The following is a 24,375-nucleotide window of genomic DNA, read 5'->3' on the forward strand; positions in this document are numbered from 1 at the left end:
TATTAAAAAGGTTTGAAATCTAGCAATAACAATAATTGTGTTATTGGTAAGTAAGCAAAAGAAGTAAACATAATCTTCTTCGCTGTACTGATTTCCATTTTAATTAAATGTTGATATCCATACCATGTAAACATCAACGCACCTATTAACGAAACGACTGTGAAAGTCCATCCCGCAATCCCGTAGTACATAGGTAGAAAACCTACAGGAATCATCAACACACAGGATACAAAAGTAAACCATGCGGATAACTTATCTTTTTTTGTTGTTGGTAAAAGACGAAATCCAGCTCGTTTATAATCATCATCTGCCACCCAAGCAATAGCCCAAAAATGTGGAAATTGCCAAAAGAACTGAATCATAAACAAAACCCATGGTGTAATCACCACTGCTTGTTCACTAACCTCGGTATAAGCTAATCCAAAACCTGCAGATTTAAATGCAGCATAGTAACCTATTAATGGAGGTAGAGCTCCTGGAATTGCACCTACCCAAACGGCGATTGGTGATTTCTGTTTTAATGGTGTATAAACAAAAGCATACAAGATAATTGAAAACACTGAAATTAAACCGGCAATAAAATTCAAGTTTACCAGCACTAAAGTTCCAAAAATCCCCATAAACAAACTTAAAATTAAAGCTTGTCCAGAAGTCATCCTTCCTGATGGAAGTGGACGATCCATTGTACGCTCCATCAATTTATCAAGATCCCTTTCGACGATCTCATTAAACCCATTAGCCGCGCCTGTCACTAAAAACCCTCCAAACGTCAATAAGGCCCAATTTGACCATATAATTTCCCCTTGCTGAGTTGCTCCTATCAAAAATGCAATAGAGGCAGAAAAAACAACGGTTAATGTTAATCGAAGCTTGACAAGTTTGTTAAAATCTGAAATAAATTCCTTCATAACCTAAAAATTCCCCTTAAGACCTAGTTTCCTTTTCAATGCGTTTAGGTTTATTCAAAATTAATAATAAATAATATTGAGCCCCAACTAGTAAACTTGCTATCACCAAATGTATTGTTTGTGCAAAAGCTGGCACATGAAATCTAGCTAATACAATTCCTGATAACATTTGGATACATACCAAGATTAATGATATGAAAGCATAACGATATTGAATCGTTCCTAACAAGTTAGAACGTTTAATTCGATAGAACAATAATACCGTAATGGCTAAGGTTACATATCCTAAAAACCGATGTATATGATATGCTGTTCCAATAGAATCAATCCAATTCAATCGCTCCACATCCTGTTGTTTTAAATGATCTATAATTTCCCGTACATCGGTACCAAAAACAACTTGAATACCTAAAATTAGTAAAGAAATTAATGTTATCCATTTAAAATCAGCACTCCGATTATTTTCCAGAATCCTTGGGTTACGATAAGTCAAGGCCCAGTAAAATGTTTGTATTGCAATACAAACTATCACCAATGCCAATAACATATGTATTGTAATCACCCATGGTGTTAAATTAGTAGACACCACAATAGATCCTAACCAGGCTTGAATAACAACAACAATAAGATTAAGAACGCTCCATATGGTTATGGCTTTTTTCTTTTTCCAATAAGTAAAAGAAAAAATAGCGGCAAACAACATACAAAAACCGGCAATAACTCCCGTCAAACGGTTGACATATTCTGTCCAGGTCTTTGCAACATTAAATTCTTCATGAACTAAAATAGATTCATCATGACGAATTTGTTCCGCTAAATCACGGTATCCAAAAGTCTCAATTAACTTAGCAAAACGTTCATTTTTTTTAATCCTTCCTTCCACGTGATGCTCTTCATAACCCACAGGTAATTGCGAAACATCCGTTGGAGGAATAATTTGATTAAAACATTTAGGCCAGTCAGGACAACCCATTCCTGAGCCAGTACTCCTAACAATCCCGCCTGCCGTAATTACTAAAAAAAGAACGATAATCGTGATCCTATTGATCCGAATAAAACGCTTCTCAGCTGATGGATACATGGATTTCTCCATTTAAAAATTATATGTGTGAAAGAGAGGTAGGTATAAACCTACCCTTCTATTTCTCTATTGTGCTCGCGATTATAGTTCTTTTGAGCCTCAACACCTTCTTCATTACCTTCCCAATCGTGCAATAAATTTGAACTCATGGTTTGAGATAAAGGAACACTTTGTGGAATAAAATCAGCATCATGTCCAGGTTTTGAATAATCATAAGGCCAACGGTAAACGGTAGGAATTTCTCCTGGCCAGTTTCCGTGAATATGTTCTACTGGAGTAGTCCACTCCAATGTATTTGCGTTCCATGGATTCTGAGGAGCGCGTTTTCCACACCAAATGGATGAGAAGAAGTTCCATAAGAAAGCAACTTGACCAACTGCAGAAATAATAGCAGCCCAAGTAACCAAAATATTCACGGAAACCCATTTCTCCATAAATGGAAACTCTGTAAATGCATAGTAACGACGTGGAACTCCATCAATACCCATGAAGTGCATTGGGAAAAACACTAAGTACGCTCCGATAAAAGTTAACCAAAAGTGGAAGAAGCCTAAACGCTCATCCATCATACGGCCAAACATTTTTGGATACCAGTGATAAACACCACACAACATACCAAAGATTGAAGCAGAACCCATTACCAAATGGAAGTGAGCTACGACGAAATAAGTATCATGTAAATTGATGTCTAAGGCAGCATTACCTAAATATAATCCTGTTAAACCACCAGAAACAAAGAATGAAACCATACCGATAGCAAACATCATGGCAGGAGTAAATCGAATATTACCTCTCCATAAAGTAGCGATATAGTTAAATGCTTTTACAGCCGAAGGAACAGCGATAATCAACGTGGTAATCATAAATACCCCTCCTAAGAAAGGACTCATACCAGTCACGAACATATGGTGACCCCATACAATAAATGATAATACCGTAATACCCACTAAAGAGTATACCATCGCATGGTAACCAAAGATTGGTTTACGAGAATTCGTAGATATCACTTCAGAAGTTAATCCCAAAGCTGGCATCACCACGATATATACTTCCGGGTGACCTAAGAACCAAAACAAATGTTGGAATAAGATTGGAGAACCACCTTCATTTGGAAGAATAGTACCACCAACCACTAGATCCGATAAATAAAAGGATGTTCCTACAGAACGGTCAAAGAACAATAAGACTACCGCAGAAACTAATACTGGGAATGATAACAAACCTACAATAGCTGTTAAGAAGAATGACCAAATAGTCAATGGCATTTTCCATAAATCCATTCCTTTAGTACGCATATTCAATACCGTACTAATATAGTTTACCCCACCTAAAACTTGAGATGCGATAAATAAAGTCATACTTAATAACCATAAAGTCATTCCAAGCCCTGATCCAGAAATCGCCTTGGGAACGGCAGATAGCGGTGGATAAATAGTCCAACCAGCTGATGCAGGACCACTTTCTATAAAGAAAGATGCAATCATGATCACACAAGCTACAAAAAAGAACCAATACGATAACATGTTCATCAAAGGCGATGCCATATCACGTGCTCCTAATTGATAAGGAATTAATAGGTTACTAAATGTACCCGATAAACCTGCAGTCAACACGAAGAAGACCATCATAGTACCGTGGATAGTTACTAAAGAAAGGAAGAAATCCGCTTTGATTCGACCTCCTTCAGCCCATTTACCTAAGAATACTTCGAGAATAGGAAATTCTTTATCTGGCCAAGCTAATTGAATACGAAATAGAATCGACAGGATCATGGCAAAAACTGCCATAATGATACCCGTGATCAAAAACTGCTTTGCAATCATCTTGTGATCTTGACTGAAGATATATTTAGTCAAGAACGTCTCATGATGGTGATCATGGGAATCATGATGAGCTGCGTCGTGCGATATAACTGTAGTTGACATATGCTAATTTATATTCTCTAATCTATTAATTTATTGTAGATGCAATACGAGTAGTTGACTCCGCATCAGTTCCTGTTTGCGCAAATTCCTTTTGAAGATCTTCCGTAAAGAATTTACCCTGAGTGGCTAACCACTGCTTATATTCTTCTTCCGTAACAACTACGACTTTCTTTTGCATATTATAGTGAGATTCACCACAAATCTTCGCACACAACATTACATAATCATATTGAGGATCGTTCATACGATCACGCATTTCTTCTGTAGTAACGGTTGGTGTAAATTGAAAATAATTCGTCATCCCTGGTACAGCATTCACTTGTACGCGGAAATCAGGAATATAAAAGGAGTGAATGATATCTTTAGATAAGATATGAAAACGAACAGAACGATTAACTGGAATTACAATATCATCCCCTTTAATATCATCCCATGCATTTTTATCGTTGAAATCGATACCGTAAGCATTTGTTGGTGTCGTCAATTTATAATTACGTTTACCAATTTTTCCATCTGCTCCAGGGTAACGTACGGTCCACATAAACTGCTCACCTAATACTTCTACTTGAAGTGCAGAATTTTTCAATTCCTCTGGAATATTAGTGATTGATCTCCAAGTAAAGAAACCGAATAATACTAAAACTGTCAAAACAACAGCTGGCACTATCGTCCATAACCTTTCAATCGCATCGTTGTGCGGATAATAGTATGCTGTACGATTCGCACGCATTCTATAAATATAAGTAAACGATAATAATAAGATATGAACTATTACCAATACAATCGTAATGATCACCGTGGTAATAATAAACATTCTATCAATATCTTTTCCATGTTCCGTAACTGCCGGACGCCATGACCAACTACCCCAAACCGCGTATCCGTAATATATGAATGCTAAAAAGCCAACAAGAAATACGAAAAACAAAACTGCTTGTAAGGTATTATTTGCTAAAGGATTATATTTTCCATTAACCCGTTTGGTTAAGGAATAAATCGCATGTACTTTTCCTATTACGGCAACAACTGTACATAATATTAAGAACAATAAAATATAATACACTAAGTTTTTGTAAACCTGTGGATCAATTACTTTCTCTTCTTTTACTGTCGTTGTTGCTTTAGCTACTGTTGAACTTGCAGTAGTAGTAGCTGCAACAGTCGCTGAATCCGTTGCCGCGGCAACGGTAGAATCAGTTGATACAACAGCAGATGAATCAACAGCTACAGCAGTAGTAGTCGCACTAACAGCTGTAGAATCCTGCGTCGCTGCTATGGAAGGAACCGCTAGCAATAAGTTAATCGCCAGCAATCCTCCTAGTAAGGATTTAAATTTGTTATGTATTTTAAACTTCATTTCTTATAAGACGTTTGAACGTTATTTCAACTAAATCTCTATTAAATTTGGTGATTTAAACTCTCATCCATGAATGGGTGATGCTTAGGAGCCAACGCATGTTTGCTCAATTTATTCATCACCAAGAAAGTAAATAACCCAACAAAACCAATAGCAGTACCGATTTCAATAAAACCAAATCCTCTATGTGTTTCTACTGTACCTGGCATAATCATAATATAATAATCTAACCAGTGTCCACACAATAATAAAATGGCAACAAACAACATGATGTTTTGCTTACGTTTCGCATCACGGTCTACCAATAATAATAATGGCGCCACAAAGTTAATGATTATGCTTAACCAAAACCATGGTTTATATTCAGGTTCCCAACGTTTATAGAAATAAACGGTTTCTTCCGGAATGTTTGAATACCAAATCAACATAAATTGAGCGAACCAAACATAAGTCCAGAAAATAGAGAAACCAAACATTAATTTCCCTAAATCGTGCAAATGATTCTCATTCACCCAAGTCATATATCCTGCTTTCTTAACCAAGATTAAGATCACAACGATAACAGATATTCCACTTACCCACATGGCTGCAAAGTTATACCAACCGAACATGGTTGAAAACCAGTGTGCTTCCAATGACATAATCGTGTCAAATGACCAAATAGGTGTTGTGAAACCAAAAATTACTAAGAATATAGCTGATAATTTAAAGCTCTTTTTATAAGAATTTAATCCGCCCGCTAAATCTTCATTATAAGAAAGCTTCGCAAGAATAAAGGCAAATATACTGTAACTTCCCATGAAGATAATTTGACGAACCAAGAAACCTGGTACATTCAAAAATGCCACCTTTCCAGCTACTAATTTATCATAATTTGGGCTTTCAGGATCGGCAATCCCTTCTAAGTGCCAGTGATGATATAAGTTATGTGAAGTTAATCCTACTCCTACAATAACTAATAATACTAATGAAGCTATTGGTAATATGCTCGCCATTGCTTGAGGTATGCGGATTAATCCTGCAGACCAACCTGATTGTGTTACCATTTGAAGTGCAATAAAAAATGCACCAGCTGCACATACACAGGTAAAGTAATAACCCATCAATAGTAAATTGGCATATGTACGCTCAACCATAATATGGTCACTGGATAGTAAACCAATGGAAATAGCGGCTATTCCTACAACGATCGCAATCAAACTCAGGATTTTTCCTAACCCTTTAAATTCGTATTGCTCGCTGAAATTATAATCGTGATGATGATTGTGAGTTCCCATTTATAATATCGATGTTAGATTATTTTTTTTGTAATTCATGAACGAACATTACCACTTTCCAACGCTCTTCAGGTGTTAATTGAGAAGCATGCGATCCCATCGCGTTCCATCCGTAAGTAATGGTATGAAAAATCTTACCATCTGTCAATTCTGACATTAAACCTCCTCTTGATGATGGAGTACCTGCTGAACCATGAAAAGATGGAGGTGCAGGAAATTGCTCTAAGGAACGAGTTCCGCGTGAATCCGTAACTTGTCTTTCTTTTGTTATTGCTCCGTCTCCAGCTCCTTCTTTACCGTGACAAACAGCACAATAAGTAATGAATAATTGTTGACCTTCGACTAAATTTGCTTCATTAACTAGTAATGGATTTTTAACTTCCGCACCTGCACGTTGGTAATCTTCAACAGTGCTGGTATACTCAAATTTATCAAATCCAATCGGATTAGTTCCTGCTGGAGGTAACTGTGCAGTTTGGTTATTCTTAAAGTTCTTATTTGGCTGATCCGGATTGAAAGCAATTGGATCATACATATTACGCGAAAATTCCAAACCTGTACTCCTTGTTGTTCCATCGCCACAGGCAGAAACTACAGCTGCCAACGCAACTGCTACACATACAGTTCCAAGAAAATTCTTCTTATTCATAGCTAACATATTTTCTTTCATTGTATTTAACTTCTACTGCTCCAGCTTCTTTCAATAAGTTATCTATTAAGGCATGGTCAGTATTTTCATGTGCATCTATAGCAATTATAAAACGGTCATCCGATGCTCTTAAGTCCATCACGCGTGGTGCACGACCCGGAAACAAATGATTACGGTAGAAAAAAGTTGCAACCATACCTAAAGCACACAATAAAATAGTGACCTCAAAGGTTACGGGTACAAAATTGGGCAATGCTAATGAAGGCTTACCTCCAATATTCATCGGCCAATCATAGGCCATAGTATAAAACAATAAACTAAATCCTAAGATGGTACCTGTAGCACCAAATAAAAATGCAGCTATTGGTAAACGTGATGGCTTAACTCCTAATTTAGCCTCAATACCATGTATTGGCATTGGAGTAAAGCAATCATAAATGCTAATGTTGTTCTTTTGCAACTTGTCAATCCCGTGCATCATTTCATCAGGATCTGCAAAACTTCCTAGTATATATTTTGTATTGCTCATTGCTATTATTTTTTACGTAATGCGTTAATATCCTCTTCTGTAACTGTATCGTATTTTTCCAAAGAGTTTCTAAAGTATTCCACTTGATCCTCTGGAAATGCGCCCTCTTTAACCAGTTTGGTTTTATGTTGTAAACTGGAACTTTTCAGTAACAATTTCACCTCTGCAATCGCAATACCCGGTAAGAAACGAATAAATAACAAAAACAAAGTAAAGAATAATCCAATCGAACCTACGAAAATACCTACGTCAACCCAAGTTGGGTAGAACATCGCCCAAGACGATGGTAAGTAATCGCGGTGTAAAGAAGTAACGATAATTACAAAACGCTCAAACCACATCCCAATATTTACAACAATTGATAATACCCAAGAGATAGGAATACTGGTACGAATTTTCTTAAACCAAAATAACTGCGGTGAGATTACGTTACAAGTCATCATCGCCCAATATGCCCAAGCATAAGGTCCTGCGACACGATTCGCAAATGCATACATTTCATATTCAGAACCTGAATACCATGCAATAAACAACTCCGTTAAATAAGCTATACCTACGATAGATCCTGTTACCATGATGATTTTATTCATGGATTCAATGTGGAACATCGTGATGTAATTCTCAAAGTTCATGACCTTACGTAGAATTAACAATAAGGTTTGTACCATCGCAAATCCCGAGAAAATCGCTCCTGCTACGAAGTATGGAGGGAAGATCGTCGTATGCCATCCAGGAATTACAGAAGTTGCAAAGTCCATGGATACAATTGTGTGTACCGAAAGTACAAGTGGTGTAGATATACCTGCTAAGATTAATGATACAATCTCAAAACGTTGCCATGTCTTTACAGAACCATTCCATCCAAACGATAAAATCGAATAAATACGTTGTTTTAATCCTGTAGCACGGTCACGAACAGATGCGATATCCGGCAATAATCCACAGTACCAGAATACTAAGGATACAGTAAAGTAAGTAGAGATCGCGAACGCATCCCATACCAATGGTGAGTTAAAGTTTACCCATAATGATCCAAATTGATTTGGAAGTGGGAAAATCCAGTATGCCAACCAAGGACGCCCCATGTGCGCTACAACGTAGGTAGCCGCACAGATTACAGCAAAGATAGTCATCGCCTCAGCTGATCTGTTGATGGAGTTACGCCAGTTTTGGCGGAATAATAATAATACAGCGGAGATTAATGTTCCTGCGTGACCAATACCTACCCACCATACAAAGTCGGTGATATCCCAGGCCCAGCCTACAGTTTTATTTAATCCCCAAGCGCCGATACCTGTCCAAAAGGTATATCCAACACTTACAACCCATAACATAGCTCCTAAAACGGCAACAGTAAATCCTATCCACCAAGCTTTGTTCGGTTTATTTTCTACCGGAAGTAAGATATCATCAGTAATCTTTGCATAGGTGATATCCTTGCCGGTAATTAATGGTTCTCTTAATATTGATTCGTTATGCGATGACATAGTTATTTTATTTCAGTCTAGAATAAATTAAGCTTCAAACGTGTTTCTTACTTTCGTCATATAACCAATGTTTGGTTGTACGTTGATTTCTTCCAATACATAATAAACACGTTCATTACGTAAGGCTTTAGAAACTTCTGATTCCGGATCGTTAGCATCACCAAAGATGATAGCATTTGCGGAACAAGCTGATTGACAAGCCATTTTAATATCTCCGTCTTTTACTTTACGGTTTTCAATTTTCGCTTGTAATTTACCTGCTTGAATACGTTGGATACACATTGAACATTTCTCCATAACCCCACGTGAACGAGTGGTTACATCTGGATTTAACACCAATTGAGTGAATTCATTATTCAAGTAGTTATCAAAACGTGAATCATTCCAGTAGTTGAACCAGTTGAAACGACGTACTTTATATGGACAGTTGTTTGCACAGTAACGTGTTCCAAAACAACGGTTATAAGCCATATGATTTAATCCTTCCGACGAGTGTACAGTTGCTAAAACTGGACATACAGTCTCACAAGGTGCGTGCTCACAGTGTTGACATAACATCGGTTGATGAACCACTGTTACATCTTCGTAATCCAAGCCATTTGCTTTTGCAATATCATTTTCCTTGGTCAACTTATCTGTTCCGTGATTTAATGTATAATAACGGTCAATACGTAACCAGTGCATTTCACGACGACGACGAACCTCATCACGACCCACTACAGGAATATTATTTTCTACATTACATGCAACGATACAAGATCCACAACCTGTACATGCATTCAAATCAATCGCCATTACCCAACGATGACCCGGTTGTTCATATTTATTCCATAAATCATATGTTTTATGAGAATCAGAAAAACGACCAGATTCCGAATTTGGATCTTTTAAATAATTCGCAAATGTAGTTTCACGAACAATATTACGACCTTCGATGCTGTGGTGAGTTTGCGTTTGTGCTAATTCATAAATTCCAGAAGCTTTAGTTAAGGTCGCTTTAGCAGCAAATTGAATGGTACCATTCACTAAACTAGCAAACGGATAGGCATTCACCCCTACATGATTACCTGCTTTACCTACTTTGGTACGGCCATAACCTATAGCGACTGAAACAGTCCCTTTAGCTTGTCCTGGTTGTAAAACTACTGGCAAATCTACTTGATATCCATTCGCAGCAACAGTCACTTTACCGGTTTCTTTAATCCCTAGTGCTTCTGCATCCGATGGATTAATCGCCGCATAATTGTCCCAAGTTACTTTAGAAACTGGATCTGGCAATTCTTGTAAGTATGCGTTATTTGCATAACGTCCATCACGCAAACTAGACGATTCATAAAGTTTCAATTCAACATCGCCAGCAATTTTCTTGCTATCTGCTGCAATTGCAGTAGCAACTGCATTTACATCTACATTAGCCGAATATGCTGAACCTGTAGTTGATCCTTTATGAACAAATCCTTGTTGCAAAACATCTTTCCAAACTTTTCCAGTTCCTGCAAGAATATTAGTCTCCCAATTTTCTTTTACAAAATCATGTATCGCTTTATTCACACCAGCCCAAACTAATAAACTTTGTTCAGCTTGGCGTGTATTAAATACAGGATTGATCGTAGGTTGAATAATTGTGAATAAGCCTTCTTTAGCTGAAGAATCTCCCCAAGCTTCTAAGAAAGTACAATTTGGAGCGATTGCTTTTAATTCTGATGCAGTCTCGTCAGCACGATCTGCAAAAGAAACGGTATAATCAATTTTAGCAATTGCCGCTTTAACATCTTCTACTTTGAAGTAATCGTATACAGGATTACTATTCAAGAAAAATGCTACACCAACTTGACCTGCTTTAGCTTGTGTTAAAAATTGTTGAAATCCAGTGTCTGAACCTTGATATTGTTTAGCATAATTATCTAAATCAATAATTGCTCCATATGCACCCAAAGCGGTATTAATCGCATTTACTAACAATTGTACATTGCTATCATTTGATCCAGCAACAACAACTGCAGCACCTTTTGCATTAACCAATTCTTTGGCAGCAAGCGTTAATACCTTTTTCGCTTTCGCATTGGTGGTACCTCCAGCTATTGCTTGACCTGTAATTTCATTATATAATGCAATCAATACAGCCCCTTCTTCAGAAGGTTTAATAGCAGCACGAACGTCTGCATTTGAACCGGTTAGTGATAAACCAGATTCAAACTGTATATGACGTGACATTTTACCACCTTTCAATGATTTATAGTCACGATTTTTAATGTAATCTTGAGTATGCTCTTCACCAGCTAACCAAGTGCCTAAGAAATCTGCCGCAACAGAAACAACAACTTGAGCTTTATCAAAATGATAAGAAGGAACAACTGCCTTTCCAAATGATGCTTTGTTTGCTTCAATGATACCACTGTAAGAAACAGCATCAACTTGAACATGTTGCGTCGCTGGATATTTCGCAGCTAATGCAGCAATTGAAGCTAATGTGGAAGGACTATTGATGGTATTGGAAACAATAGTAATTTGTTTTCCAGCAGCTTGCGCTTTCGTTAATGCATCAATGACAGCAGCATCCAATTTTGCCCATTCTACATCCTTACCTCCAATTTGAGGATGCTGTAGTTTAGACATATCGTATAAATCAAGAACTGAAGCAGTCGTTGATGAATCTGTCCCTTGATTTAATCCCACTGCATTTGGATTCGCCTCTAATGAGATTGGACGGCCTTCACGCGTTCTTACGATCACACTTTGTCCATTGAAAGAAGAAGCATAATAGTTAGGGATACCTGGAGTAATTTCTTCCGGCTTGATCACGTAAGGAACAGCCTTATGAATTGGCGTACGGTTACATGCAGCTAAAGTTACTGCACCTAATCCGAACCCTAACGCCTTTAAAAAGTCACGACGAGGAGTTTTTGTACTTAATCCAGCTTCGTTTAACACATCTTCTACGGGAATAGGTTCAGCAAACTCCCCTTTACTTCCTTGTACAAAAGCAGGTGTTTGATTTAATTCTTCTAAACCTTTCCAATATTTTTTATTGCTTTCCATTTAAGCTATATATATAAGATTCCGTATTCTAAATTTATTCTATTAATAGTGACACTTACCACACTCTAATCCACCAATCATCGCCGCAGTCATCTTCTCTCCTTTTTTCAACTTCTCATGCGCCTCAATTAATTGATCATAGTAAGCATTATCCTTATTCACTTCTGTTTCCTTATGACAATCCACACACCATTTCATAGTCAATGGAGAATATTGATAAACTTCTTCCATATCTTGGATTGGTCCGTGACAAGTTTGACATTCCACACCAGCCACTGTTACGTGTTGCGAGTGATTGAAATATGCAAAATCTGGTAGGTTATGAATTCTTACCCATTCAATAGGTCTAGGATTATTTCCATAGGATCTAGTATCTGGATTCCAATCCACAGCGCGGTATAATTTCGCAATCTCTGGAGATATATTTCCATCATAGTGATCCGATCCAGTCACTGTATTATGACAATTCATACATACATTCGCTGAAGGAATAGATGCATTTTTGGATTTAAAAGCACCACCATGACAATATTGACATTCAATTTGATTTACACCAGCATGTACTTGGTGTGAGAATTTAATTGGTTGTACAGGTTTGTAACCTTGGTGCACTCCCACATTCCACATCGTTTGCCAGCCCAAAACACCTAGTAAGCCAACCAGCATCAGCACGACAAAGAATACCAATTTCTTATTCTTTAAAAATGCTTTCGCAAATTTTGCTGTACTGCTTTCACCAGCTTCTTCGTGTTTCGCTTGCGCTTCGGCAATCGCTTCCTTATTCGCTGAAATTACCTTTTCTAAGGTTTTGGTTACTCGGTTTAACGCAAAAATAACGGCTACTGAAACCACAAATAATGCGATCAAGCCAATAATCATCATATTGCTCGCATCAGAACTTCCACCAGCACCTCCACCATTAGCTTCGGTCTTTTTAGCTTTTTCAGCTAACTTAACCTCTTCTGCTTGTACATAAGCAATGATATCTTTGATATCAGTTTCTGATAAATGCGCATATGGAGCCATCACAGTACTATACTGAGACTTTAATTCCACGGCTTGAGAATCACCAGAATCAATCATTCCTTGCGGATTGTGAATCCATTTAATAATCCAAGCCTCTTCACGACGCAAACTTAATCCTACCAAATCTGGACCAGCACCTTTTCTTCCTAAGGTGTGACAAGAATTACAGGCATTCTTTTTAAACAGCGCACCACCATTTGCAGCATCCTGAGCTTGTGCAACAGTTGTTACGGCAAATAACAATACCAAACTGATCGATATTGACTTCGCAAGTCTTCCCAAAACGGATGAGATATTTCTCATATTTAGCACTTTATACTATTTTATGTGTAATAATTAATTGTTGACTCTCTAGTATTTGTACACAATACCGTACAAAACAATGCACAAAAGTATAACTTATTAAGCAATCCCTGACAATTTCATGACGTAATTTATCAATTTATATTCATTCTAAATAATTCAATTTTCATTGCCCTACTCGGCTTAAAGTAACATTTATATGATTTTTATTCTAGGATAATATGCTAACTTCGTTGTATATGAAAGCAATAATATGTCTATTATGTTTGTTTATTTTTTCAAATTGTGTTAAATCACAAACAAATCAAGCGCATAAGTCTATGGAAACTCCCAAAAAATTTAATCCCTTAAGTCCTGAAGAAGAATATGTAATTGTGCATAAAGGTACTGAAAGACCTTTCACAGGTTCGTTACTAAACAATAAGCAAGCTGGAACTTATGTCTGTAAAAGATGTGATGCCGCGCTTTACCTTTCAAAGGATAAATTTGAATCCCACTGTGGATGGCCAAGTTTCGATGATGAAATAAAAGGTTCGGTAAAACGAATTGTGGATGCGGATGGAAGAAGGACTGAAATTTTATGTGAAGCTTGCGGCGCCCACTTAGGTCATGTTTTTGAAGGCGAAGGATTCACCTCCAAAAACACGAGACACTGTGTCAATTCTATTTCGATGAAATTTATACCAAGTCCTCCTCCACAATAGTAGAGGAATCCCGGATTAATAATTCACTCGGAATAACAATTTTCTGCAATTCTTTATTTTTTCCCTTAATCTCATTCAATAAGGTATGGATGAGTTCATTGGCAATAGTCGAAGTATCTTGAGTCACCACACTAATACTTGGTTCATATAATTTGAATAAGGTATGATCATCAAACGCTACCATTCTTGGTAATTTGATTTTATACTTTTTAACCGCGGTTAAACCATCAATTGCTAAATAATTCGTAGCAAACAACACCGCATCCAATTTATTAGAAGAAATGAATTCATAAAGTTGATCAATGGCGGAGTCTTGATTCTCATCCATTTTAACTTTTTTGATATATGCCTGTAATTGAAACTCATCTATTGCACTCATATAGCCATCCAAACGATCGCGCATCTGGGTTTGATTAGAATATAGGGATACAAAACCGATTCTACGGTTCTTAGGATCGGCTAATAAATGTTTCGTCGCTTCAAATGCTCCTTTAAAATTATCAAGAACCACATAGTTGGTTTCCAATTGTGGAATATATCGGTCAAATAATACCAATGGCACATTGTTCTTTATCAAATTCGACAAGGTGTCTTCCAGGTTTTCAGGTGGTGTAATGATATAGCCATCCACTTGCCTATCATAAAATAGTTGAATAAGTTCCTTTGCTTTTGTCTCATCATTATCCATACTACAATAGATAATATGATAGCCATTATCATAAGCTATTCGTTCAATGTATTTGGCCACATTCGAGAAAAAGGGATTGGAAATATCTTCCACGATCAGTCCTAATATTTTAGATTGCCCTGTACGTAGACTTTGTGCCAATTGATTGGGTTTATAGCCTACTTTCTTTACATATTCCAGTACACGCTTAGTTAATCCCTCACTTATTCTTTTTTCTTTTGCTTTTCCATTCAGGATAAATGATACGGTAGTCACAGACACACCTAGATTTTTAGCTATATCACTTATTAAAATGCGTTTTCTCATTGTAGGTTAGTTCTCAAGTTTATAATATTTCAAATATATAAATATAGCTAAATTTTAGCAACACATCGCTAAATAAATTGCTAAAAAAAATCATAGGTATAAAAGTTAAACAAACTAAATCCCAGAATTTAATCTTTACTTCCTTTGCAATTTCCATTTGAACAGCTAATTGTCAGCTAAATTAGAATAGGTACATTTATTGTTATTACTAGCTAAAGGAGAATAACACATGTCAGATTTCAATAATAGCATTAATGTAAAAGATTTTGAAAGCACTGGAAATCAAGATTTTTACAAAACTTTTCGAGACAAATTAATAGATGTCGAGCAATTTCCATCGATTTATAGCTTTAAATTCATTGTGAAGACTGATTCAAATAAAATGGAAGAAGTGAAAGCGATTTTTAAACATCCGAGTGCAAAATTTGCAGAAAAAAGCTCTTCCGGTGGAAAATACACGTCCATAACCATACAAAACTATGTAGTCAACGCCGATGAGGTTATTGAATATTATAAAAAAGTAGCTGAAATACCTGAGGTGATGATGCTGTAACAAACAAAAAATGGGTGACAATATGTCACCCATTTTTTATGTTTAGTATGATATCCCTCAATATTGCATTTCTTTCAAAGCTTGCTCTAAAGCTTTTGGATCCTTTACATCTATTTTACGCTCCTCCCTCCATTTAGCCATAACCGCACCCGGAATAATAACATACCGAAACCTGAGACTGGAATTAAAAGAGGTCGTATTAATTACATGATCATGCCTTAACCTTGTAATCACAATTTCTCGTTCTTTTAATAAATATGAAATCGTACTGGTGACACCAGAAGCATTGGAGGTGTAGGGTAAAGGGATGGAACTACCACCTAATGTTATATACATCAATACCGTAGCCCGGTTCATTACATCTTGTGTTATTCTTGGCGCATAAATATGTGCTATTCGTAATAAGCTGTTATCGATCGTAGAATCTTTTTGCCTAACCCCAACCATCCATCCACTATAAATGACATTCGCAGTACCTGTACTTCCACGTAAATTTACGGCAGTTCCCCAACCTGAGGCTGTTTTTGGCCCATAAAACAAATAAGTGTTTGATTGAAAATAAAAATCACCAAGAGCTCCTAAAGTAGTCGATGGAATTTCAGTACCACTTAGTATTTTTGACCCACTAGCTCCAGCAGTACCTCTTAAATTAACCCCAGCTCCCCAACCTGCAGCAACTTTAGGCCCATACAATACGCCAGTGCTTGTCCTTAAATAATAGTCCCCTAATTTCCCTATACTTAATGCCGGGACATTTGTTCCACTATATATAGTAGAACCATCGGCCCCTTTCTCCCCAACCAATCCCTTTTCACCCTGTGGACCAACTGCGCCTGTGTCTCCTTTTTTACCTTCAGCTCCTGGATCCCCTTTTTTACAGGCCATTAGGCAAGTAATCATGGCAATGGAGCATAACAACCTAAATGATTTCATAAATTAACAGTTCGTAATTCAACAATACAATTGCCGTGAAACTAATTCATGTAAATACATTTAATATTAGCAATGAGTGAATAGCCAGTTTTAGTATGTGAAGACTACACTTTAATGAGTAAAACGATTTTTTTTAATTTATTATATTTATATTTTTTGAAACAATTTGCTAATCGTATTCCATCCCTTCTTAAGGCTTACCCGATGAACTTGACCTTTGAAATGTATGGAAGACTCTTTTGCTTTATTTGAATGTATTTGCAGTTCTTGTATTTCATGATTCTGCCAAATCATATTTACAGTTAAATCTCCTCTCGCTCGAATTCCTTTGACCTTGCCACTTCCCCAAGCCTTGGGAATAGCAGGTAAAATATGTATTTCCTGAAGATGAGATTGCAGTAACATTTCAGCAATCCCTGCGGTTCCACCAAAATTACCATCAATTTGAAATGGCGGATGAGTAGAAAACAGATTGGGTAAACATGTTTTCCCAATCAAACCTAGCAAATGCTGATAGGCTTGTTCGCCATCCAATAAACGGGCATAAAAATTTACAATCCACGCTTTACTCCAACCGGTATGTCCACCCCCTGCAGACAACCTTGTTTCAATAGTTTTCTTTGCGGCTTCAAATAGTACAGGCTCATTTGGAGTAATGGATCGCCCAGGATACAAACCTAATAAATGTGACATATGCCTATGTCCAGGTTCCACTTCCTCATAATCATGAATCCATTCTTGTATCGTCCCATTTTTCCCGACTTGAATGGGTGGTAATTTAGTGGAAACCTCCTTCACCCGATTTAGAAGATCTTGATCTTTATTTAATACCCTAGCTGATTCTTCAAAATTTCTAAATAACTCCAAGATTATTTGAATATCGATTGTACTTGCATAAGACAATTGAGATTGCACTTGTTTTCCATTTACAATCGTTTTAAATGTGTTTTCAGGAGAATGAGATGGATTCGTGACAAGATAACCTTCAGGAGAAGCTACCAAAAAATCCAATAGCCATTCAACTGAACCCTTAAGGATGGGATACAGCACATGTTCTAACACTTGAACGTTTTCATTATAGGCGTAATATTCATACATACTATTAGCCATCCAAGGCCCATTCATGGGAGAAAGACCCCAAACTCCATCAGCAACCCCAGTTCTTCCAAATGGATCAGTCAAATGATGCAAGGTCCATCCGTTTGCATTATACATTTCTTTTGCTGTTTTTGTTGCTTCTTTAGATAGCCGATCAAAAAACAACATTAACACCAAACTAGTTTCTGATAAGTTAGCAGACTCCGCCGGCCAATAATTCATTTGAAGATTTATATTGGTATGAAAGTCTGCGTTCCAAGGCGCTTCATAATCCTTATTCCAAATGCCTTGTAAATTTGCAGGAAGCACTCCCGGTGACCTACTGGATGACATTAATAAATAGCGGCCATATTGATAGAATAATACCGGCAAGCTCAAATCCTCCGAACCATTTCCAAATGCCTTCAATCGTTCATCCGTTGGAATATGCGCTTTAGCATCAGCACCCAAACTAAATTCCAATCGATTGAATTTTTGCCCATGCTCTGCGATATGATTCTTCTTAATCGTAGCTGAAGAATGATCATCTAGCCTTTCCATGATGGTTTTACAAGTATTTAAGGGAAATATATCCGGATTGTAATCTAATAAATATTGGACATAATTTGTAGTTCCTGCTAAAGCAAAAACGACCTTTTTACTTTGTTTAACCCGAATTCCTGCTAAAGAATCCTGTGCATAGGTTTCATAAGATCCATCACAAAAAACTACTTTTAATAGGGTCGCAAAAGACATATGATCTCCTCCTGGCCCTTGACTTTCATCTTCTTTATCATGGATCTGACCCGTATAATACACATAGTCGTTCGCCTTCTCATATACCCTCACATCACGCTCCCTAGAAATATGCGTTTCAAAACTAATTGGTGCAGTAGACTCAATTTCAACCATCATTACCTCATGATTGGCAGAAACATAAATTTGTTGAGTAATTTGATTTTCACCTACTGTATATTGAGTTCGGTGAACAGCATCAGCTAAGGTTAACTTACGCTTATAATTTCCTACCGACTCTTTTTCCCATGGAAAATGAAATCTCCAATCTCCTAGTGGTTGATAGGATCGAATCCGCGGGGGAGTGCCCACCATGTATTTATTTGCTAAATCTTTTGCTTCATCAAAACGATTCTCAAATATTGCCTTTTGTATTATGGGTAAATATTCAGCTGATTTTTTATTATTGTTGTTAATTTTTGAACCAGCCCAAACACTCTCCTCATTCAACTGAATTAACTCATTAACCGGATCTCCAAAAACCATCCCAGCAAGACGACCATTACCAATTGGCAATGCTTCCACCCACTGCGATGCAGGCTTATTGTACCATAGCGCAAGTTCCTCTGATTCTTGTGCCGCACAAATTAAGGGAATAAGGTAACATAGGTTTAAGAAAAATCTTTTCATGTCTTGAAGATAAAATAAAATGATCAGAATTCACAAGCCTTAAAAAATAGCGCGGTGCTTTACCTTCAAATTTCACCCCGTTCAACAGATCAATTCGATTAACGTTTCCTTAAAAAATAAAAAAGGCTGTTTCGTCTTGAAACAGCCTCTTTATAATGAGTAGTGTGAAAATTAGTTTACATCCCAGAATAACTTCGTATTTACATTGTCCGTACTTTTTACCACTTCATAATTTGCGGAGTTTAAGTTAACTTCACTTGCTGGTAAATACCATTTAACGGGTGCTGTTTTTTGAATATCAGATGGCTCCACATTAAAAGTAAACGTTGGATAATTTAATCGCTTCACCTCTGCCCAGGATTCCAATGGTTGCACGATGTTAAAATGTAACCATTTTTGCGTAGCAATTAATTGTAAATTATTTACTCCCCAACCGATATTACTTATATAGGTATTAATCTGTCCTACGGTTGGCGCAGCCGCTTCAGCTGTCGTATTATCTGCACTCAATTTACGGATAGCTGGATATAACGCAATAGATTCTTTGATTCCATTTTCAAAAGCCGTTTTTGCATTCGCCGCATTTCCAGATTTCAAATAATATTCCGCTAATAAAAACTGAATTTCCGAAGCAGAGATTAATATTCCAGGAAAACGTTCATTTCTTGAAAAAGTCGAACGATTGTATAGTGCAATTTTACTCGGATTTGCCTGCGTTCCAGCAATCATTGTTTGCTGTTGAGAGCTTGGTAGAGATTGATCTAAACCAATATATTCCCCTGCAGCTCTTGAGCCCTCTCCAGGTTCGAAAATAAATGCTAACCGTGGATCAACATTTGTTTTCATATGGTCAATCATCACCTTACTAGCAATATTGGCATTCCAACTTTCAATTCCATCCCTAAATCCCCTTGCATTTATGTCTGTGCCTGGATTCACAATATCCATATCAATATTTTGATCATTGGTCAAGACTAAAGGATAGTTCGTTGGATTTCCTACAATTTCCGCTATTTCCTGTGTTGCACGAGCAGAAAAATTCGGCGCTGCACTTACACGTGTCAACATGCGCAAACGTAAGGAGTTCGTATACCTTTTCCAAGTAGTAAGATCACCTGTATTAATCAAATCTTGTAATTTGAAAGAATTTGCAACACTAGTAGACAATGTCATTGTATTTAAATCATTAGCAATGACTTTCAAATCATCCAACATCTTTTTATAGATATCTTCCGCACTGTCATATTGTGCAAATGAATTCGCATAATCGGCATCATTCGTATTAAGTAATCCGGCTTGAGTCCATGGTATATCTCCATGCAAATCCACTACCTGATGCGTTTGATTGTAAAATAAAACCTTTGCCGCATCATAGAATATTTTCTTAGCGGTCTTATCTACCTCACTCAAGGAAGCATAAAGTTTCTCAAATTCGCGAAATTGTGCTAAGCCAGCATAATAGGTATTCCAACGATCTTGTACCGAAGCACCTCCCGGGTTTAATTGATTGGTTTCATTGGCCCATCCTGTAGCCTGAACATAGCGAATAGCTGAAGACCTTAAGATGACAAAATAATTCCAATAACTCGGAACAATTAATTCCCGATAAGCGTAGGTAATTCCAGCAAATTGTTTTTCAACAGTACTTTCTCCAACTTTCCCTGGATCAGTATATAATTCCTCAAAACTAGATTTCTTACATGAGGTTATAGCGAGCATACTTGATGAGCATAGACCAAAAAGCAGCATATATTTATATAGTTTCATAGTGATTAAAAGCTAGCACGTAACATTAAACCATAAGTTCTCGTCGCAGGAGCTGTTCCTGCATTTGTAATTTGTTGTGTCCAGTGGGATCCCCCAGTCATTTGCTCTGGATCAAGATGCTTGTAGGAGCGATATAAGAAGAACAAGTTTCTACCAAATGCTGATAAGGTTAAGTTTTTAGCTCTTAGTCTATTTGCCACTTCTGTTGGCAAACGATAAGCCAAGGAAATTTCACGCATTTTGATGTAATTATTCTTTTTCACATAAAGCTCATAACGAGAAACTGAACTATATTGAGGACCTCCCCAATTATAAGTAGAATTGAAATAAGTGGATTGAGAAATCACATTCGTATTCGGACTACCATTATCTAACACCCCTTCAATCAGCATACCATCGTCATAAACTTCTTCGCCATTAGGACCCGTAGCACCATTGTGTGCAATCCCAACACCTTGAGCATTCTTATAATAGGTAATCCCTCCATGTTCTGCATCCATATTCTGAAGGGTCTCTTCCAATAAGCCACGAGACATCATCCAATTAATCCCAGTAGGCATCATATATCCACCCCATCGGTAATCAATTAATGCATCTAAAGTGAAATTTTTGTAGGTAAATGAGTTAAAAAAACCACCTGTAGACTTTGGCAAACTATTTCCAGCAAATACATACTTCGTATTATCCAATGCATATAAACCATTGCTTGCTACAATTTGCTCCCCATCATCATTCTTACGTACTGGTCGAACATAAATATCCCCTAAAGATTCACCAACCCTAGAAACAATCTTGGCCGCATCACCATCGATGAAACTATGTTGGATTTCATTCGACTCACCTGTTAATTTTTCGACTTTATTTCTATTGAACGCAAAATTTAAGGTACTAGACCAACGGAAATTATCCGATTGAATTGGGGTACCATTAATAGCAAACTCCCAACCTTGATTCCGTAAAGTTCCCACATTGGCTAAGATCGAAGATGATCCGGAAGAAATTGGCAATGATAAATCCAATATTTGATCTCTGATTTGTCCATTATAATAGGTAACATCAAAACCCAAACGATTATTTAAAAATTTAGCTTCTATACCAAATTCAACCTCTTTTTTGGTTTCTGGTTTAATATCAAAATTTCCAAAACTTGATGTAGGAATCAAGGTATAAATTACCGAACCTCCTGTATTTTGATCACCTAATGTATTTTGAGTGTAACTGATTGGACTTTGGAAAATCATTGGATAATTACCAACAATACCCCAAGATGCTCTTAACTTGGCATAGTTCACATAATCAGGCATCTCAAATGCCTCATTCAAAATTAAACTGGTATTCACCGATGGATAATAAAGCACACTATTTTTCGGGTGCATCATACTGATACGTTCCCGTCTTAATGTTCCTTCAACAAACCAATAATCATTAAAATTATAATTTAAGGTTCCAAATATCGCATCCCTTAAAGAATGCTGAACGGTTGAATTGGTTCTTGCATTATTTACTGAAGCATTTAAGTTAAACCAATTTCGTACACTTAAGCCCCCATCTGTATAACTGTTCTGGGTAAGAAATTCATATTTAGTTGCAGTATACCCCGCCATGGCGGTTAATTTATTCTCATCGTTGATTGGCAACGCATACGTTGCTAATAAATCCGTATAATAAATTTTACCTGTTTGATTGGTCAATTGATACTGTGATATATCATTATTATTACCATACTCTAAAGGCACCGTATTTGGTTTTTTATCTTCTAATTTTGCACTGGTTATATCCGCAGAGAAACGAGCTCTTAATGTCAAATTTTCTGTTGCTTGCCAAGTGTTGGTAAAGGAACCCATAATACGATTTGAGAATTCCTGATATTGTCTGGCTTTAATATTCCAGAAATAATCTAAAACATCCGCTTTATACCCATTATACCTGATATTCTCATTAGGGGTTAAACTTTGTCCTGATCCCATTACTGCACGATAGCCTAAACTCGTTTGATACTTATTAAGGTACCATTCTGGATTATCCCAAGTCGAAATCATACCCGTAAAATTATTAATCAGGCGATCCGTCATATATGGTCTGTTATAAGTATCCTGATTAATGAAATTTACAACGACATCCGTGGTGAATTTATCCCATAACTTAAAGTTACTGTTTAGATTCGCTATGTTTTTACGATTATAGGAATCCATAGAAGTCATTTCATTATCTTGACGGGATAACGAAAAGCGAATATTGGAACTTTCCGTTGCATGGCCTAATGCGACATTGAAAATCGTATTATTCGGGTTATTGAAAAATTTGCCATAGGCATTTTGGGCGCTATATGGGCGAACGACACCGTCCCAAGCAATCGTTGGTAAGCCATCGAATTTAGGACCAAAATTGACCGTTGCAGCTAGTACACCCCGGTTTACCCCATTAATAGCTTGATCCTGTCCATAATAGAAAAATCGATCTGCTGCTTGACCACCATCAGCGTAATGAACTGGATATCCTGGCCCCCTTACATCTTGAAATCTTGGCAAATAGGCTATTTGATCATGGGTATACGTAGTATTAAAATCAATAGAAAATCCCTGACCTCCTTTTCCTGATTTCGTCGTTACAACAACGACACCATTCATCGCTTCAGAACCGTATAATGCCGCTGCAGAAGCTCCTTTCAAGACCGAAATTGTCTCGATATCCTCTGGATTTAAATCCTCTAACCCATTTCCTCTGGATCTACTATCCCCCCAAAAGTTGGAATTATTAAATCCGGATTGACGCATTGGAACCCCATCGATAATAACTAATGGTTGAGAACCTAAGGAAATAGAATTTGTTCCGCGGATATTAATATTGATACCCGATGTTGCACCTCCTGGTGACGCAGAAATACGTACTCCAGGTGCTTTTCCATACAATGCTCCAGCAAAGTTTGGCGAACCCGTTTTCGTCAGCTCTTTGGCTTCTACCGTGCTCATCGCATACCCTAATTCTTTAGGAGCACGTTTAATACCCATGGCTGTCACGACTACTTCGTCGATATTGCCTGCTTCTTCTTGCAAAACTACATCATGTGTACTGGATGTAATTGTGATGATTTGGCTTACATAGCCTAATATGGAAAAACGGATTTTTTCACCGTTTGATGCTTGAATAGAGTAATTTCCTTCGATGCTTGTTTGTGTTGCACGATTAGTTCCAACTACCGTAACACTTACACCAGGTAAAGCTCCATTCGAATCTGTAACTCTCCCCGTAACAGATTGTTGCGCATATAACACATCGATGCCGAATAGCATTAACAGTGTTATCATGCAGCAAATAGAGTAAAGTTTGCTCATTGATTGATG

General features: G+C 37.1%; 17 protein-coding genes. 2 read left to right on the forward strand and 15 right to left on the reverse strand.

The annotated features are described in order from the left end of the window. Window positions 1-2: 2 nt before the first annotated feature. Genes cyoE through ACFRAE_RS13600 form a run of 10 tightly spaced genes read right to left on the reverse strand, consistent with a single transcriptional unit; the run spans window position 3 to window position 13,581 of the window. On the reverse strand, window positions 3-908 hold the full coding sequence (gene cyoE, locus ACFRAE_RS13555) for a heme o synthase (protein WP_422797705.1): 906 nt from the start codon (window positions 906-908) through the stop codon (window positions 3-5). 16 nt (window positions 909-924) lie between these two features. Next, window positions 925-1,989 carry a COX15/CtaA family protein gene (locus ACFRAE_RS13560; protein WP_422797706.1) on the reverse strand — a complete coding sequence of 355 codons (1,065 nt, stop codon included), beginning with the start codon at window positions 1,987-1,989 and terminating at the stop codon, window positions 925-927. A gap of 50 nt (window positions 1,990-2,039) precedes the next feature. Next, window positions 2,040-3,914, reverse strand: coding sequence for a cytochrome c oxidase subunit I (locus tag ACFRAE_RS13565; protein ID WP_422797707.1), 1,875 nt, complete (start codon window positions 3,912-3,914; stop codon window positions 2,040-2,042). Between the two features lie 25 nt (window positions 3,915-3,939). Continuing rightward, window positions 3,940-5,271, reverse strand: coding sequence for a cytochrome c oxidase subunit II (locus ACFRAE_RS13570; RefSeq protein ID WP_422797708.1), 1,332 nt, complete (start codon window positions 5,269-5,271; stop codon window positions 3,940-3,942). 41 nt (window positions 5,272-5,312) lie between these two features. Further along, entirely contained in the window at window positions 5,313-6,548 is a 1,236-nt protein-coding gene (locus ACFRAE_RS13575) for a quinol:cytochrome C oxidoreductase (RefSeq protein WP_422797709.1), read from the reverse strand. Between the two features lie 19 nt (window positions 6,549-6,567). Beyond that, on the reverse strand, window positions 6,568-7,218 hold the full coding sequence (locus ACFRAE_RS13580; RefSeq protein WP_422797710.1) for a c-type cytochrome: 651 nt from the start codon (window positions 7,216-7,218) through the stop codon (window positions 6,568-6,570). Next, window positions 7,190-7,726, reverse strand: coding sequence for a DUF3341 domain-containing protein (locus tag ACFRAE_RS13585; RefSeq protein ID WP_422797711.1), 537 nt, complete (start codon window positions 7,724-7,726; stop codon window positions 7,190-7,192). Before ACFRAE_RS13585 ends, ACFRAE_RS13580 begins: the two co-directional genes overlap by 29 nt. Before the next feature lie 5 nt (window positions 7,727-7,731). Then, the gene (gene nrfD, locus ACFRAE_RS13590) at window positions 7,732-9,213 is read right to left on the reverse strand and encodes an NrfD/PsrC family molybdoenzyme membrane anchor subunit (protein WP_422797712.1); all 1,482 of its coding nucleotides are present in this window, start codon (window positions 9,211-9,213) and stop codon (window positions 7,732-7,734) included. Window positions 9,214-9,240: 27 nt separating this feature from the next. Continuing rightward, window positions 9,241-12,252, reverse strand: a complete 3,012-nt coding sequence (locus tag ACFRAE_RS13595) for a TAT-variant-translocated molybdopterin oxidoreductase (RefSeq protein WP_422797713.1) — start codon at window positions 12,250-12,252, stop codon at window positions 9,241-9,243. Window positions 12,253-12,294: 42 nt separating this feature from the next. Beyond that, the gene (locus ACFRAE_RS13600) at window positions 12,295-13,581 is read right to left on the reverse strand and encodes a cytochrome c3 family protein (protein WP_422797714.1); all 1,287 of its coding nucleotides are present in this window, start codon (window positions 13,579-13,581) and stop codon (window positions 12,295-12,297) included. A gap of 239 nt (window positions 13,582-13,820) precedes the next feature. Here ACFRAE_RS13600 and ACFRAE_RS13605 point away from each other — a divergent pair, with 239 nt between their 5' ends. Beyond that, complete coding sequence (locus ACFRAE_RS13605; RefSeq protein ID WP_422797715.1) at window positions 13,821-14,285, forward strand: methionine-R-sulfoxide reductase; 465 nt, start codon at window positions 13,821-13,823, stop codon at window positions 14,283-14,285. Here the strand turns inward: ACFRAE_RS13605 and ACFRAE_RS13610 are convergent. Then, entirely contained in the window at window positions 14,260-15,279 is a 1,020-nt protein-coding gene (locus ACFRAE_RS13610; protein ID WP_422797716.1) for a LacI family DNA-binding transcriptional regulator, read from the reverse strand. The genes ACFRAE_RS13605 and ACFRAE_RS13610 overlap by 26 nt on opposite strands. A 229-nt stretch (window positions 15,280-15,508) precedes the next feature. Between ACFRAE_RS13610 and ACFRAE_RS13615 the strand changes: the two genes are divergently transcribed. Then, window positions 15,509-15,832, forward strand: coding sequence for a DUF493 domain-containing protein (locus tag ACFRAE_RS13615; protein WP_422797717.1), 324 nt, complete (start codon window positions 15,509-15,511; stop codon window positions 15,830-15,832). A 57-nt stretch (window positions 15,833-15,889) separates the two neighbouring features. Here ACFRAE_RS13615 and ACFRAE_RS13620 read toward each other — a convergent pair whose 3' ends face one another. The 4 genes from ACFRAE_RS13620 to ACFRAE_RS13635 form a co-directional block, all read right to left on the reverse strand. Continuing rightward, window positions 15,890-16,765 carry a collagen-like triple helix repeat-containing protein gene (locus tag ACFRAE_RS13620; RefSeq protein WP_422797718.1) on the reverse strand — a complete coding sequence of 292 codons (876 nt, stop codon included), beginning with the start codon at window positions 16,763-16,765 and terminating at the stop codon, window positions 15,890-15,892. Between the two features lie 147 nt (window positions 16,766-16,912). Next, window positions 16,913-19,267 carry a glycoside hydrolase family 95 protein gene (locus ACFRAE_RS13625; RefSeq protein ID WP_422797719.1) on the reverse strand — a complete coding sequence of 785 codons (2,355 nt, stop codon included), beginning with the start codon at window positions 19,265-19,267 and terminating at the stop codon, window positions 16,913-16,915. Window positions 19,268-19,438: 171 nt separating this feature from the next. Beyond that, on the reverse strand, window positions 19,439-21,034 hold the full coding sequence (locus tag ACFRAE_RS13630) for a SusD/RagB family nutrient-binding outer membrane lipoprotein (protein ID WP_422797720.1): 1,596 nt from the start codon (window positions 21,032-21,034) through the stop codon (window positions 19,439-19,441). Between the two features lie 5 nt (window positions 21,035-21,039). After that, on the reverse strand, window positions 21,040-24,339 hold the full coding sequence (locus ACFRAE_RS13635) for a SusC/RagA family TonB-linked outer membrane protein (RefSeq protein ID WP_422797721.1): 3,300 nt from the start codon (window positions 24,337-24,339) through the stop codon (window positions 21,040-21,042). Window positions 24,340-24,375 lie beyond the last annotated feature (36 nt).

Origin of the sequence: Sphingobacterium sp. HJSM2_6, from assembly GCF_049316305.1 — a bacterium.
Lineage (GTDB): Bacteria > Bacteroidota > Bacteroidia > Sphingobacteriales > Sphingobacteriaceae > Sphingobacterium.